This window comes from Alkalihalobacillus sp. R86527 (assembly GCF_042466185.1).
GTDB lineage: Bacteria > Bacillota > Bacilli > Bacillales > Guptibacillaceae > Guptibacillus.
Map to the genome: position 1 here is coordinate 2,898,688 of NZ_JAXHBW010000001.1, position 15,500 is coordinate 2,914,187.

At 40.9% G+C, this 15,500-nt stretch carries 16 protein-coding genes; 6 read left to right on the top strand and 10 right to left on the bottom strand.

The genetic code is table 11. The features are described 5' to 3' along the window. Positions 1–51 precede the first annotated feature (51 nt). On the bottom strand, positions 52–747 hold the full coding sequence (locus tag SJY16_RS15065; protein WP_377890420.1) for a DUF421 domain-containing protein: 696 nt from the start codon (positions 745–747) through the stop codon (positions 52–54). Positions 748–1,047: 300 nt separating this feature from the next. Here SJY16_RS15065 and SJY16_RS15070 point away from each other — a divergent pair, with 300 nt between their 5' ends. Continuing rightward, positions 1,048–1,350: a hypothetical protein gene (locus tag SJY16_RS15070; RefSeq protein WP_377890422.1), complete on the top strand. Its 303-nt coding sequence runs from the start codon at positions 1,048–1,050 to the stop codon at positions 1,348–1,350. Positions 1,351–1,435: 85 nt separating this feature from the next. On the opposite strand, the gene SJY16_RS15075 is transcribed toward SJY16_RS15070, so the two are convergent. Further along, positions 1,436–3,235 carry a M3 family oligoendopeptidase gene (locus SJY16_RS15075; protein ID WP_377890423.1) on the bottom strand — a complete coding sequence of 600 codons (1,800 nt, stop codon included), beginning with the start codon at positions 3,233–3,235 and terminating at the stop codon, positions 1,436–1,438. 251 nt (positions 3,236–3,486) lie between these two features. Between SJY16_RS15075 and SJY16_RS15080 the strand changes: the two genes are divergently transcribed. The 3 genes from SJY16_RS15080 (at position 3,487) to SJY16_RS15090 (ending at position 8,900) form a co-directional block, all read left to right on the top strand. Beyond that, positions 3,487–5,040 (top strand): multicopper oxidase family protein, encoded by a 1,554-nt coding sequence (locus SJY16_RS15080; protein WP_377890425.1) that lies wholly within the window; start codon positions 3,487–3,489, stop codon positions 5,038–5,040. 136 nt (positions 5,041–5,176) lie between these two features. Beyond that, positions 5,177–8,212, top strand: coding sequence for an efflux RND transporter permease subunit (locus tag SJY16_RS15085; protein ID WP_377890426.1), 3,036 nt, complete (start codon positions 5,177–5,179; stop codon positions 8,210–8,212). Positions 8,213–8,297: 85 nt separating this feature from the next. Next, positions 8,298–8,900 carry a helix-turn-helix transcriptional regulator gene (locus SJY16_RS15090; RefSeq protein ID WP_377890428.1) on the top strand — a complete coding sequence of 201 codons (603 nt, stop codon included), beginning with the start codon at positions 8,298–8,300 and terminating at the stop codon, positions 8,898–8,900. A gap of 104 nt (positions 8,901–9,004) precedes the next feature. On the opposite strand, the gene trxA is transcribed toward SJY16_RS15090, so the two are convergent. Continuing rightward, positions 9,005–9,319, bottom strand: a complete 315-nt coding sequence (gene trxA, locus SJY16_RS15095; protein WP_377890429.1) for a thioredoxin — start codon at positions 9,317–9,319, stop codon at positions 9,005–9,007. 112 nt (positions 9,320–9,431) lie between these two features. On the opposite strand from trxA, the gene SJY16_RS15100 reads away from it, so the two are divergent. Then, positions 9,432–10,001, top strand: a complete 570-nt coding sequence (locus SJY16_RS15100) for a CGNR zinc finger domain-containing protein (protein WP_377890431.1) — start codon at positions 9,432–9,434, stop codon at positions 9,999–10,001. Positions 10,002–10,197: 196 nt separating this feature from the next. On the opposite strand, the gene fosM is transcribed toward SJY16_RS15100, so the two are convergent. The 7 genes from fosM to SJY16_RS15135 form a co-directional block, all read right to left on the bottom strand. Then, positions 10,198–10,620, bottom strand: coding sequence for a FosM family fosfomycin resistance protein (fosM, locus tag SJY16_RS15105; RefSeq protein ID WP_377890432.1), 423 nt, complete (start codon positions 10,618–10,620; stop codon positions 10,198–10,200). A gap of 79 nt (positions 10,621–10,699) precedes the next feature. After that, a complete protein-coding gene (locus tag SJY16_RS15110; RefSeq protein WP_377890434.1) occupies positions 10,700–11,158 on the bottom strand; it encodes a hypothetical protein in 459 nt (152 codons plus the stop codon). A gap of 105 nt (positions 11,159–11,263) precedes the next feature. Next, positions 11,264–12,148, bottom strand: coding sequence for an aminoglycoside 6-adenylyltransferase (locus SJY16_RS15115; RefSeq protein WP_377890435.1), 885 nt, complete (start codon positions 12,146–12,148; stop codon positions 11,264–11,266). 396 nt (positions 12,149–12,544) lie between these two features. Then, entirely contained in the window at positions 12,545–12,877 is a 333-nt protein-coding gene (locus SJY16_RS15120) for a hypothetical protein (protein WP_377890436.1), read from the bottom strand. Between the two features lie 143 nt (positions 12,878–13,020). Further along, positions 13,021–13,485 carry a DinB family protein gene (locus tag SJY16_RS15125; protein WP_377890437.1) on the bottom strand — a complete coding sequence of 155 codons (465 nt, stop codon included), beginning with the start codon at positions 13,483–13,485 and terminating at the stop codon, positions 13,021–13,023. A gap of 211 nt (positions 13,486–13,696) precedes the next feature. After that, a complete protein-coding gene (locus SJY16_RS15130) occupies positions 13,697–14,152 on the bottom strand; it encodes a GNAT family N-acetyltransferase (RefSeq protein WP_377890439.1) in 456 nt (151 codons plus the stop codon). Between the two features lie 504 nt (positions 14,153–14,656). After that, entirely contained in the window at positions 14,657–14,839 is a 183-nt protein-coding gene (locus tag SJY16_RS15135; protein ID WP_377890441.1) for a hypothetical protein, read from the bottom strand. Positions 14,840–15,085: 246 nt separating this feature from the next. Here SJY16_RS15135 and SJY16_RS15140 point away from each other — a divergent pair, with 246 nt between their 5' ends. Next, positions 15,086–15,298, top strand: coding sequence for a hypothetical protein (locus SJY16_RS15140; RefSeq protein WP_377890442.1), 213 nt, complete (start codon positions 15,086–15,088; stop codon positions 15,296–15,298). Positions 15,299–15,500 lie beyond the last annotated feature (202 nt).

The following is a 15,500-nucleotide window of genomic DNA, read 5'->3' on the forward strand; positions in this document are numbered from 1 at the left end:
CCCCAAACATACCGATCATCGTATTATCATAAAGTTCAGTATCCCGCACACCTAACGAACACCATAATCTCCCTTCATATCCAAATGAATCGTTCCATCTTGCTGCACCTCAGCATAGAACACTCCCGAAGGTGAAGTAACTCCCGCTCGCTCCATTTGTTCAGTCAACCACTTCTCATCCAGATTCAACAGCAATAAGTTCTTAAAGTTAACAACACCATCAGAAATGACCTCCGTTGCGATGGGAAACTGCTTTGGTTCACTCTCAACTTTCATGTCGCTCCTCGTTACGAACTGATGATCGGTTTTCAAAACAGATAATTTTCCATTCGTTTCAAATAGAGCAAGATCAACCTCTGATAATTGGAAGACATCTTTTTCTCTTAAGAGCGTTCGTAGCGTATCAATATCCAAACGTGTTTTGCGAAGAGCATGTTCCATGATCTTGCCTTCTCTAATGACGATGATTGGCTCCCCCGTCGTCACCTTACGTGCCCCTTTGAATGTAATATCGATAAACCCAATCAGGATTGGAATCGCAAGCCATGCCACAAGCACAATAACACCTTGGAATAAACTTAGTTCCTTATTGACCACGATATCCGCAGCTAGAGATCCAATTGCGACAGATGATACCCAATTGAAGAACGTCATCTGACTTATTTCTTTCCTTCCAGCTATTCTTGCGAGCGCAAATAGGACAACGAATGTAACCAGTAATCGAAGTAATAATTCTGACATACTCATCGTATAACACCCTTCTATCGTGAACCGTCCACACAATGGATGGATTCCATAGCATCTATCTGTACTATCTGCTTTATCTTTAAAGACTATTCAAGCAGAGCCTGTGGTCCATACCTCTGAATTATAATAAAAGTCACTTTGCTCAATTATGCGGAAATTGACCTTTATGTTACGATCGAACATATAAATGACCCATACCATTAAAGCGCATTCATACCACTTTGTTTACATATACTATCGTTTAAAAAGCATTCTTTCATATCCATATGAAAAGCTGCCAACTACGAAAGGAGACTACCCATGTACAACATGTATCACTCAAAAATGACGTCCTGGAAATCATATCTCTTTATAGTTATAGCTCTGTTAACAACGCTTGCGATGTTTCTAATCGATCCGATCTCGAACGCGTCTGGTGAATCGACTGCTATCAACGTCATGATCTTTATTCTAATTGGTTGTGCGCTTTCTATCCTTTTAGCTCTCGTTGTTTTTAGGTCAGGTGATGAGAAAAAAGGACTTGCGAGCGTAGCCCTTCTTCTCACGATCTTTAACGTCTCGATTACACTTTACTTCATTTGGATTGGAATAAGCGCAGCATGACTAGTAATGAACGTAATCTTCCCTATCCTACACTTGAAAGGGTTGTGGATCGCTTTTCCATTATGTGTTAGATTCTGTCCCTTATTTAATCCGCCGTTACGTTCATAAACTCCTCAACATCTTTCAGGCATAACGCCATTCCTTTTTCCCAGAATTCTTTTGAGGTAATGTCTTCGCCTAAATGTTTCATTACTAACTCTTCGACAGTTATCCTTCCTGAGTCACGGAGTAAGTTCAAATACTCTTCTTCAAACTCTTTTCCTTTCTCTTTTGCCGTTGCATATATTCCTAATGCAAATAAATATCCGAACGTATAAGGAAAATTGTAGAACGGAGATTGGGTGATATAGTAGTGAGGTGTCCAGATCCAAGAGTGTATAGATGGTTGTTCGAAAGAACCGTCATATGCTTCATTTATGGCTTCTTCCATTAACTGATTTAGACGGTTAGGAGAAACCATCCCTTCCTTTCGTTCTTCGTAGAACCTTTGCTCAAATAGAAATCGAGAATGGATGTTCATAAAGTTCATGACACTCCGTTTTAATTTTTCATCCAGTATAAACGTTTTTTCTTGGTCTGTTTTTGCTTTATTCATAGCAGCATCTAAGATGATCATTTCAGAGAAGGTTGAAGCCGTTTCAGCAATACTTAATGGATAACGCTTATTCAAACCGTTAACAGACTTCATGGCATGATTATGGAATGCATGCCCTAGTTCATGAACAAGTGTTAACATATTTAAAAATGTGCCGCTATAAGTCATGAAAACTCTTGATTCACCCGTGACTGGAAAGCTAGCACAAAACGGAATAGCTGACTTATTCGGACGATCTTCAGCTTCTATCCACCCTTCTTGAAAAGCTTTTGTCGCAAAGCTTCCTAATTCCTTTCCAAACTGACTAAAATGCTTTGTGATAAATGACGCCGCTTCGTCATAGGTTATCTCTTGATCATTTGTTGTAACGGGAGACCAAAAGTTATAAGCCTTCATACTACAGTCGCCCATCATTTCAGCTTTTCGCTTCAGGTATTTCGAGAAAGGTTGTTTATATGTACTGATTACTGACCACATCGTATGCAATGTTTCTTCCTTCATCCGGTTCTGTTTCAAAGGATCTTCTAGTAGATTACTTCTCCCTCTTTTGTTATTCACTTGGATCCGAAAGCCAGCTATGTGATTGAGTATTTTTGCAAACAGATCCTTTTTCCCATCCCAAACCGATTCTAGTGCATCATGAGCTTCCTTACGCACTTCTTCACTCGGATGTGATCGTAAATTAATCGCTTGTCCTACTGATCGGTGTTCTTCTTTTCCTTCAATCTTAATCTTTACGGTAATACTACTTATTAAATCATGATAGAAATGCCCCCAAGCATGGTACCCATCGACCATTAAATCAGAAATCACACTTTCTTCCTCTTCTGACACGGTAGAATCTGAGTTTTCCCGCCATTCGTTAAGAATAACTGTATAATTTTCTACCTCTTTCGTTTCTAGTAGCGCTCTCCATACATTTTCATCCGTATTTGAAACGAGCTTTTTTACTTTCGATAATACTTTTTCAAAACGGGATTCTTGTTGAGCCACTTTACCTCTTACATTCGCAGCATCTTGATCCTTTGGATTCTGGGCAAGAAGGCACGTAATAAACGAATTAGCCTGCGAAAAGTTCAATCGAATGTTTCCGACCTCTTCTATTACGTCTATAACGTTACTCCTTTCCTCTGTTGAAATTGAAGAAGAGAAAGAATGAACATTACCTTCTAATTTATGTACAAGCTCTTCTAAGCGCTGGATATGCTCCAAAAATTGAATTGACTTGCTTCCCCCATCAAAAACCTTATCTAAATTCCATACGTTTGGATAACTTATTTTCTCCATCATTTCCTCCTTACCTATGTAGTGCGAATGTAATGATCTCTACTAAAAATACGATGTCGTGATACACCATTCCTGTCTTTTAACAGAATCGTCTATTCTATTGAATTATCCTCATTTTACCATTAAAGCCGATTAGTAAAGATTAAATGGCTTCAATAATAGCTTAAAACCACCCTTCTCTCCATCCATCACGAAAGATATCACTTCCAAAACATATGATGTAGAAAAGCCGTGTTTTGGAAGGAGTGGCACACATGCTCGAAAAGTTTGTGGATCGCCTCCCCATCATGCCAGTGATTCAGCCCTCTACGATTAAGGATCAGATACCCTTTTATGAAGTAACAATGAAAGAAAGCATGCAGAAGCTTCATCGCGATTTGCCGCCGACTAGGGTCTGGGGCTATAACGGTGTGTTTCCTGGACCGACGTTTCATGTGTTTCGGAATCAGCCGGTACATGTTCTGTGGAAAAGCGAACTTCCAGAGAAGCATTTTCTTCCCATCGATACGACGGTTCATGGGGCGGATCATGGCGCACCTGAAGTTCGGACCGTCGTGCACCTTCATGGTGGGGTGACGCCTGAAAGTAGTGATGGGTATCCTGAAGCGTGGTTTACGCCTGGGTTTCAGCAGGTTGGGAAGTACTTTACACATCGTGTTTACGAGTATCCGAACGGTCAGGCTGCGACGAACCTCTGGTATCATGATCACGCGATGGGCATTACGCGCTTGAACATCTATGCCGGGCTTACCGGTATGTATATCGTTCATGATAAGGAGGAGCTGTCACTGCCGTTACCGAAGGGGGAGTATGATATCCCGCTCATCATTCAAGATCGGTCGTTTCAAGATGATGGATCATTGTACTATCCCTCTGAACCGACGCCTCCAGTTGAAGGTGTTGATCCATCTGTACTACCTGACTTTTTCGGGAAAACGAATCTTGTGAATGGGATGGTATGGCCTTATCTCGAAGTCGAGCCGCGGAAGTATCGGTTTCGGATTTTGAACGGAGCGAACGCGAGGTTTTATGGGTTATCGCTTTCGTACTGTGTGCCTTTTATTCAAATTGGAACGGATCAAGGGTTGTTGAAACATCCTGTGTCGGTTCGGAACCTGTTGCTTGCGCCAGCTGAGCGTGCGGATGTGGTGATCGATTTTCGTTCATCTGCTGGTGAAGAAATCGTGATGACGAATGACGCCGCTTCTCCTTTTCCACAAGGCAAGTTACCGAATCCGAAAACAACAGGTATCGTGATGAAGTTTCGCGTAAAGAAACACCTTTCTTCTCCTGACCATAGTCGTGTTCCGAATTATTTATCAACCTACCATGTGATGAATGAGAAAGAGTCGAATAATGAAAGAAACCTTTCCTTGGGCATGAGACCTGATCAATATGGACGTGAGATCCATCTCTTAAACAATGACCTTTGGTCGGACCCGATTACTGAAAAGCCTAGGTTAGGTGATACGGAGATTTGGAGCTTCGTGAACGTTTCAAATGCGACGCACCCCATTCACCTTCACCTCGTGAAGTTCCAAATACTTGATCGTCAGCCATTTGATCGTGACATGTATGAGAAAGAAGGAAAGATCGTAACCACTGGCCCTCGAGTGAAACCAGCTCTGAACGAACAAGGATGGAAAGATACGGTGAGAGCGAACCCGAAAGAAATCACGCGGATCATCATGACGTTCACACCGTATGCAGGATTGTTCGTCTGGCATTGTCATATCCTTGAGCACGAGGATTATGAAATGATGCGTCCGTATGAAGTTGTTGTGAAGCGGGGTCAGGCACGTGCCTGACCCCGGTTTAAAATAATTGAAACCTTTTAAACATTCAGTCGTATCTGTACATAACAACGTAAGAGACAACATGGTTTAGGTTTCTTTATAGAGAAAACACCACGACAAAGAGGAGAAAATCGAATACGGGGGGAATATGATGCAAGCAATAACAAAATGGGCGTTTCGAAACAAAGCGGCGATGGGGTTGTTTATCGTGATTACGCTGCTTGTTGGAACAGTCAGCTACTTTATGCTGCCGATGGAGTTTTTACCTGAGGCGGATAATCCACAAGTAACGGTCGTCACGTTTGGTCAAGGGTATGACGCTGGCTCCATGACGTCATCAGTTACAGAGCCAATCGAGCAAGCGGTCGCTTCGATTGAAGGAAAGACCAGTGTGCTGTCCACCACGGGTGAAGGATACTCGCAGATCATCATCAATTTTGACTCGAGTACAGTGATGAAGGAAGCGAAGAACAATGTCGGAGATGCGATTGGCTCGCTCTCGCTTCCTGAGGGGATTTCTGAGCCTCAAGTTTCACAGCTGAACACGTCGATGATTCCTGTTGGGCAGGTGTCGGTCACGTTTGAGGACGGGTTGACGAAAGAAAACACGGAACTTGTAAAAGACGAACTTCGACCGATGTTCGAGAATACGGATGTTATTTCGCAAGCGAGCGTAATGGGGGAAAACACGTCTCGTGTTCAGATCAACCTCGATAATGACAAAATGAGTGAGCTCGGCATTCCGGTCAATGCGGTCATGGGCGTCCTTCAAGGACAGAGCGTGTCAGCCGCCGCTGGAACGAGTACGATCGATGGGCAAAGAAGCACGATCAACGTAACGGATGACCTTGATTCACTCGAAGGAATCGAAAATCTGACGCTTCCCCTGCAAATTCCTGATGCACCAGAAGTAAAGCTTGGGGACGTTGCGTCTGTCGAGAAAGTGAAATCAGACAGCATGGTCACGCGCGTTAACGGAAAAGAAGCGCTCGCGGTTATTCTGTTTAAGGAAACCGATGCGAGTGCTGTAACGGCTGGAAACCAGGTCGTTGATACAGTTGAGGAAATCAACAGTAAGTATGGTGGCGTTGAAGCACAGACGCTTTTTACAACGGGAGATATGGTGAAGAGCTCTGTTAACAGCATGGTGCGTGAAGTTGGACTCGGTGCCTTGTTTGCGACGCTCGTGATCCTTCTCTTTTTACGAAAAGTGAAGCCAACGATCGTGACGGCGATTTCGATTCCGCTCTCACTCGGCATCACGCTACTTTTACTCTGGCTTTCAGGTGTCACGCTTAACATTCTGACGCTCGGTGGAATCGCGGTAGCCGTCGGTCGACTCGTCGATGACAGCATCGTTGTCGTTGAGAACATTTTTAGAAAAAGTCAGAACGAACGGTTGTCGAAAGCAACGGTAATCGACGCAACAAAAGAAGTATCACGGGCGATCACATCTTCAACACTGATCACCGTTGCCGTGTTTCTACCGATGGGACTTGTGAATGGCTCGCTCAAAGCCTTCCTTCTTCCGTTCGCGTTAACGGTCTCGTACTCTCTACTCGCATCGCTTCTCGTTGCGTTAACAGTTGTGCCGATTCTCAGTCGAGCGATGTTAAAGAATACGACCCTTCCTCCACACCGGAGACCAGAAGGATACTTACGCGTACTAAAATGGTCGCTGAACCATAAGTTCGTACCGATTCTCGTCGCAGTTCTCGTCCTCTTCGGTTCAATCGGACTTTATGTAGGGATGCCGAAAGCTGCAACTGGTACAAGTGACGCCTCGATGGTCGTCGTCGACATGGTCTTCCCGAGTGATACGCCAGAGGATGAACTCAAAGAGCGTATGCTTTCATTCGAAGAAACACTCTCAGATTTCGAAGGCTATGAACATGTCATCACGCAGTACGGCTCAAGTACGGAAGCCGCTCAGTACGGAGAAGTGAGTGATCCTGATACGGTCATGTTCACCTTTATTATGGAAGAAGATGCGGATGCTGAGGCGTTTATCGATGACGTAAATGAAGCGAAGAAAGATGAAAAGAACGTCGTCATTGAAGCAAACCCTACCTCCATGTTCGGTGGCTCTTCCAACTCCTCGATCACATATGATGTGGTTGGAAACGAGACGAATGACATTTTGAACACGTCAGAGACGCTCATGGAAAAAATCGAACATGTTGATGGTGTTCAGAAAGTATCGAGCAACCAGGATAAAACAACGCCAGTCTATACAGTGAAGGTCGATACGGAAAAAGCGAATACCCAGCAAGCAGCGATGCAAATTCGAAGCCTGCTGAATCCACAGCCGATCGGAACAGTCACGCTTGATGATGAAACATCACCTGTGTTCCTAAACGCTGGCGTTACTCCAGATACATTGGGTGATTTACAAGACTTATCGATCGCAACGAATGGTGGTGTTGTGCCACTTTCTGATGTTGCATCGATCACGCAAGATGAAAAGCCAAGCACAGTGCTTCATAAAGATGGTGACCTGTATGCGAGAGTTACCGCTGAAGTAACGCCGGAAGAGCTATCCACCATCTCAAAAGAGATCCAGCAGATCATAACCGATCTCGACTTACCTGAAGGAATGAGCATCGATACTGGCGGGGCTTCGGCACAACAGGCTAGCGACTTCCAGGATCTTGGACTTACGATGCTCGCATCGATTCTCATCGTGTACCTGGTTATGGTGCTCACGTTCAAGACACTGCGTGCACCGCTCGCGATTCTCATCACCCTTCCACTCGCATCGATCGGTGCCGTGCTTGGACTACTTATTTCTGGAGTCCCGGCTGATGCCACCGCATTGATCGGAGCGCTGATGTTGATCGGAATTGTCGTGACGAATGCGATCGTATTGATCGACCGCGTGAAGCAAAATGAAGAAACGATGATTATCCGCGATGCGATCATCGAAGCATGTGGCACGCGCCTTCGTCCAGTCGTCATGACAGCGATCGCAACCATCTGTGCGATGATTCCTCTCCTCTTCGGTCACTCAGGAGATGGAAGTCTCGTTTCTCAATCACTCGCAGTTGTCGTAATCGGTGGACTTACGGTTGCGACTGTATTAACGCTCGTAATTGTACCGGTGTTTTATGAGTTGCTTTACTTCAAGAAATCCAAGAAACAGCGTACAAAGGCAGAGGTAAAAGAAGAAAGAATAGCGAATTGATGAAAGAGGGGGTCAGGCGTACGCCTGACCCCCCTTCCATTACACATGAAACGATCATACTACTTTTCAGGAGGTGCCTTACGAATTGCCGGTTGTAAATCGAATTCGAGAAGTAAGAAGACGTCATAACGTTTCACAATTGCAGTTGGCGGAAGAGATACAAGTTACGCACCGAACGATCATTGCAATTGAAGAAAACCAGTATCATCCTAGTTTAGAACTCGCTTTACGAATAAGTACATATTTTAACACGTCTGTTGAGGAGCTATTTAACCTAGAGAACACGACGGAGCAAGATGAAAAGAAAAAGAATATTGTCTTAACGTTAACCTTAGCCGTAATTGGACTAGGGAGCGTTCTTCTCCTCGCGTTTTTCGATGATGCCTTAAGCTTCTTTTCTCCTTTTTTGTTTGGAGGCATAGGTGCTCTTATTGGTCTAGGGATATCAAAATACCTTTCTAAAACACCAAAACATCCAACCCTCCCTGAACGCGATGAACGGTCAGCAACTAAGATAACAAGCTACACAAATATATTCCTACTCGTAGCCATCGGGGTATTTTTCATCAATGTTTTCATTCTTGATTACATGGGCCATGAAACGTTGACAATGATATTTATCTTTCAATACTTGTTGGTTGGGCTTGTGTTATATGTCATTGGATCGGCTGTTGTGGGTAAAAGATAAGTGGAGAACGTTCGGGGTCAGGCACGTGCCTGACCCCTAGTTCATGACCCCCTAATCAAAAAAACAGCGCCTCTTTTCACAAGAGACGCTGTTTTCTACTTATATTAACCGTGCTTTTTCGCGATTCCAGCTAGTTCTTCTTTCGTTCGGAAGCCTACTGCGTTCTCAACAAGCTCTCCGTCTTTAAGGAATAGCAGCGTTGGAATGCTCATCACGTCGAATTTTTTTGCTGTTTCAGGATTTGCATCCACATCGAGTTTTACGATTTTTAGTTCTTCGCCCGTTTCTTCATCAAGCTCCTCAAGAACAGGTGCAATCATTTTACAAGGTCCGCACCATGGTGCTCCTAAATCTGCTAAAACGAGTCCTTCTTTTGTTTCTTCTTCAAATGTGTGATCAGTTACTTCTTGTACTGCCATGTTATCTCTCCTCTATCAAATTAATTATAACCACTAAAAATCTATTTAGTGGTTAGAATACTACATTATGTTATAATCGTTGTCAAAGATAACGCAAAAGGTGTGTATCACAATGATTCAACATACAAACTATCCACATTTTTCTGATCACCTATTTATTAACGTAATGAATACATTAAAAATGCAGAATCATAGCCCTATCGACCTTTTATCAGAAGAAGCTGACGTTGTTCAGTGGGTATCGCTGATGAATGAAAATAACTTATTAACAGCTACGCAAGTAGAGCGTATTAAAGAAGGACCAATTCATTTAACGGACCTGCAGCACTTTCGTGATCAGTGTCGAGCGCATTTCGCTTCAGACAATCATAACTTGATCGATTTGCTTACCCATACAACGAAAGAAACACCCCTCTCGTTCATGATGGAAGAAGAGACGATGACACCAGTCCCTTCAAAAGGTGGAACGAAAGGTCTTCTAGCCATCATGGCTTATCAGATGCTTACGCTTGAGGAAAGCGGAACATTAAAGAAAGTAAAAGCGTGCGAAAACGACGAATGCCTCGCCTTTTTTGTGAACCAAAAAGGAAAGCGAAAATGGTGTTCCATGGAAGTATGCGGAAATCGCACGAAGGCGAAAAAGCACTATCACACTAAAGCAAAAACGTCCCAAAACACATAAAAAAGATATGACACTTTGGATAACGTGTTCTGCTTTAAGGTGCTAAATAGAGAGTTTAGATGTCAGTACAGCGCAGCAAATAGCCATAGAAATAAGCCACACCTCGAACTTAAGCGGTTCAAGATGTGGCTTTTCCTTTTAAGCTTTTTTAAGTAAATCTCCCATTATCTATAAGACTTGATATCAGGGGAATTCCTCAATCATAAAATTCCATATGTGTTTTTTCATTTTTATAGTAATCTAGTCTGTCATGCAACGTTCCTGTATGAATTTCGAATTTATGACCATCAGGGTCTGTGAAATAAATGGATTGCTTGTCTTCTTCGGCTCTTGGTCGGCCTGGTAGAATAGTGACGTTAAGCTCCTTTAGTTTATTGTACATGTCATCGAAGTCGTCTTTCTCAATTGAAAAAGCAATATGTGTATAAGACTGTTCTATTTCTTTACGAGGAATGTCCTTCTCTTCATTGAGCGCAAGCCACATTCCATTTAGATCAAAGTATGCGGTCCTTTCACCTTTCACTAGCAACCTAGCCTCAAATACTTTCTTGTAAAACTCAATCGAATCTTCCAAGTCAGAAACCGAAAACAATAAATGATTTATACCTTTTATCGACACGTGACCACCCTAACACTTATTAACTTTAAACTGCGCGCTGTTATGTAAAACAGGACATGATGAAGACATAGACATTTTTTTAAGATAATTTCTTAATTCTTATGATTTGTCCAATATTCGTCCCTAGCCAACCTCCCATAATTGGAATAGCATCTAGAGGAAAGTCCACCTTTGTAGAGTTAATATCAACAGTAAACAATATCACTGTACTACCAAGGCATACGATTAAAAAGAAAATAACTTCGCCTAATTTTCGTCCCTTCCAACGCTTTTTTCCTAATTGATCAATGTCAAAAGCCAGCGAACCTTTCATGGCCTTCGTTCCAATCATTTTTCCTGTAAGGAGGGTGTAGATCGCATGCGCCGTGAAAATCCATAATAAAACACACCCAAACCCAATCACCCCGGTAGGAGTACCTCCGTTCATACCATACACTCCAAAAAGAATGAAGAACAACAGCATCACGAGATTGTTTTGAATTAATTGGATTGTTTTCAGACGTTTCACTTCTTTTCTATTCCATTGTGTTTCTTTCATCCTATCTTTCCTTTTCAAATTTGACCTTATTGATTATACCTTGCGTTTACGCTCAAGAATCTTTTCCTCATTTGATGTGAGAATCAAGACTAAACCAAGATAAAATTATTCAAAGATAACTTTAGCATCTGAGGGTAACGCCCTTACTTGATTTAAATACTCAGTCATATTTTCATCGTCCTGAGATGGGTAAGTAAACGACAAATCCCTCGCAACATCCTTGCCTAATTGTCTGAATAACTCTCCACTACTAAACAATGCAGCCCACATATTCTCATAATTGTCATCAGAATAAGTAGCTTTATAGGTATTCCAGTGTGACGCTGGCAGCTGTTTTCTAAAATAGTTTCCTACTTTCCCGGTGGATACTTCAAAATTAGTGTTTGTCCCAATCCACCATTCGACCATCCTATTCAAATCCTGTCTAACCACACATTCCATCATAAACTTTGCGTAAGGTAATTCATCCCGCCAAATACTTTTCGCAATGTTTTGTTGGCACCACCAAAAGTTATTGCAGCAGCTTAAATACATGGACTCAGTAGGTTTTTTCACATGATAGCCGCTATCAGTAGGCGCTGAAATACTAGGTAAACAGTTATCTTTATCTAACAAAGGAACCGTTAATGTGTCACTCAAATAATGCTTCCTCATATGCTCGTTCGTTTCAATATGAAGATCGATCCGATTACCGTCTTTAAAAAGCATTAAGTAACCATATGATTCTGCAAAATTCGTTTCCATTCCGGATTCCCGACTATTTTTATCTGGTTCTTGGAACATGAGTATCTCTCCGAAGCCGTGTATCCACTCGTCGTTATTAATAAATGGTTCGGTTTCTTTTACCACATAGACAATATCGTAATCTTGAAAAATATCTTTTCGAACGTTCGGATTGGTCCTGGAACCATTCATATAAACAGCACGAACTCTTTCATCTTTCTTCGCTCTATTAATAATGAGCGCCATCATTTCCTGTTCACTTCTCATTTCTTATCCCTCCCTAGAAGTAATAGTTAAAGACTGTTTAATGTTCCATCTTAAGGAGGGTGATTATAAGAGAAAGAGGCAAAACAACCTATTGAGGAGTCGCTCCCTATAATGGAAGAAAAGTTAAACGAATGAAGCTTTTAAAAAGTTGTGTTTCCCTGGCCAAGCGTTTTGCATCTTACTAAGGACTACACCCTCCGGTTAATCCTTTTCCTTCTTCTCAACTTTTACTTCCATAAAAAAGAGCATTTCTCCTTCTTGGAGAAACGCTCCTCTTCTTTTGGAAGACTTAAAGCCAAGATAATCGTTAAAAACATCTACTTAGGATCTCTTCGGGTAAACCGTCTATTTCGCATACCTTTTCTGAAACGAACTGTTGATTGATTAATAGTTTAACTAAAAATCGTGCGGATCAGCCCAAGCAAAGTCTTCATCTGTTAATTCATCAGATTTGATGGTCTTCTTATCGTTCATTTCACTTACGAAGTTTCTTATTGTATCCTCTAACGCCAATTCAATAGTGTTTCCAGATCCAACACCAAACTCAGGCGTTCCATTCACAACCATTCCAACATTTGTAAAACCTTTAAAACTACCTCTTTCGTTCTCAAAAACCTTTACTTTGAACTTCCCTGAAGGAACTGTCGCAATCTCCCAAATTTGAAATTCAGCAACAAGTTTATCTATACCAGAAATTCCTTTAATATTGATTTCATTCCATCTGTCCACAAGGGCACCACCGTTCTATTCTCCTTACTATTTATAACCTGCTATTAAGGAATCGCTCCCTATTTTTAAACATGAACACAAAAAACGTCATTTTCACTTTTCCTAATCACCATAAAATTACTTTGTTTTATATTTAGCGCTAATCACTTTGAAGAATACGTTATCATCCGCTTCATTGATAACAGTTGGCCCAAATGAAGGGATTCATGCAAGACTGAGAAAGATGCACTATCTGCAGCCGTGTTAAATCCATGCACAGGTTTTTTTAACATATGATTAAACATTTCTTCAGATAGTTGATTCACTCGTTCTACTTGGCTTTTAAGTGATAAGACTAATTCAGATAAAAGAGGTGCTTCGCCTTTCCAATCCGCTGGTTTAGTACCCGGCGCAAAAAAGTCATTGTATGTGTTTGGTAGCTTTACTTCAAGGCTAGTAATTTCAAACAAAAAGTATTCTGTTTCCGTAATGATATGGCCCAAGTGCCATTTAATCGTATTATTAAACCCTTCTGGTTGAATATTTACGAGATCCTCACTCAGGTCCTCCGCTTCTCCAATACTCCAGCTTCTTACCTTATTGAACTGATCTAAAATAATGTTAGACATCCTTCTCACTCCCCCTCCTGCATTGATATTCTTTCTTTATTCTTCTTTCCTTAATCTTATATTCCTCTACCTGACACCTAACATGCGATGTTCTCTTATCCTTCAAATTAAAGCTACGTTATTGATCTTTATATATAAAAAGGGAACTCCACATTCATTGGAGTTCCTTTTTTCACTTCAAAGCTCCTTGATACTTAAATAACCATAAGTGTTATATCTTTTTCTCCATAACTATATCCGTTTCTATGTAACCTAACTTTTCATATAATCCTCGTGCTACTTTGTTATGACCAAAAACGTGAAGTCTTACAACTTCCAGACCTAATTGTTTTGCTACAATTTCTAGTTCTTTCATGGCTTTCTTTCCATAACCTCGTCCTTGATTCCCTTCCCAAATGTTTATGTCGTAAATAAATCCTTTTTCTTTTGTACGCTGAGCAAGCCAAATCATACCTACTTCTTTCTCCTCGTCCATTATTTTAAATAGGTGATGATCCTTCGTATTTTCGCCTTCTGGTAAAAGCCTTTCATATTCCTCAGTTGCCTTACCAATGGCTTCCCCTTCATCCCAATTCCCAGCTTTCACGTGTTCACTTGCATAGGTTTTAATAGCATCATTAAGATACCGTTGATAATCATTTGCTGTCATTTTTTCTAATCGAACCATTGTATTTCCCCTTTACTATTTTATAAATGAATTAAATCTTTCCCTCAAAATTACTGCCCTGTTATTAACTTATACAAAAAGGAGCGTAATCCTTTCTAGATCAACGCTCAACATAATTGAATAAAGTTACCGTGAAAACCACCAAACAAAAAATAAGATAACTGCAACAATAAACCAAATCAGTGCCACTCTATATTTTTGTTCAGTCTTTCCCTTTCTAGAATTAGCGGCGACTATGCCACTCACTAATACAAGAGTAATTGCTACCCAAGTCCAGAAACTCATAAAACCCTCCTGCACCTCCTTATGATAGGACCATCAATCCCACCTTCAAAATAATGGCACATAAATCCAAAACCAATTATTTCAAATTACAAGGAGTAACTCAATCAATTTCTTTAAAAAGGAGCTTATCCTAAATTACAGATAAGCTCCTTTAAAAAACATTACTGATATAGGATTATTTAGTATAATTAAGCATCTTCGTCATTCACTGAATCCGTTTTAAGTGATCTGTTTTTTTGACTTTGAGTATCTAGGAATCAGAAAGATCCCTATCATAAACACGGCAAATGATAGTCCACGTATACCATCATAATAGGCATTTGTCTTAAGAAACGAAATGTTAATGATCATTACAATCGCTCCTAGTATGACCAGAGCTATTCCTAATACTTGCCTCACCATTAATGCACACCTCCATATAAAACAATGAAACCATTACAAAATGTTGCTTACTTACCAAATTATCTTGACTACGAGTCTGCCATTCACATGCCCAAAACCTATATAGATCACTTAGGGTTTATCTAGGAAGCGCTGCGAGGTTTTTGAAAACTCGAAGTCAAAGTTTTGACAGGCTTCTTTAAACTTTATATACTAACTTATCCCAATGGCAAGAATTTAACTAAAGCAATAAAAGGGGGAATTAAAATGGATTTTAAAGGATCTGACTTAGTTGAAGCAAAGCGTCAAATTACCTCAACACTTAGCAAACTTAGAGAGACTGTGAAAACTCTTGAAACTAAAGAAAATCCTAGCAGATATAAATCACAAATCACCTTAGCCAAAAGGCGGATAGAAGCCTTTGAGATTTCTGTGTTTCTAATTGAAAGAGAAATAAACGACCTGAGTGAAAAAAGCTAATTTAGAGATACTTATGTAAAAGATGTAATTAATTTATTGAGCAAAAGCTCCGTTTTAAATGAAGATCATCTAAATCTATTCGCAAATAAGGTTGAGAGAAGGTGTAATTAAAATCCAAATCGGTCACCAATATTAGCTAAAAACGACCTTCGTTAAACGACAAATAATCGTTACTCTTAAATAAACTAGAATTTCTCAAAAA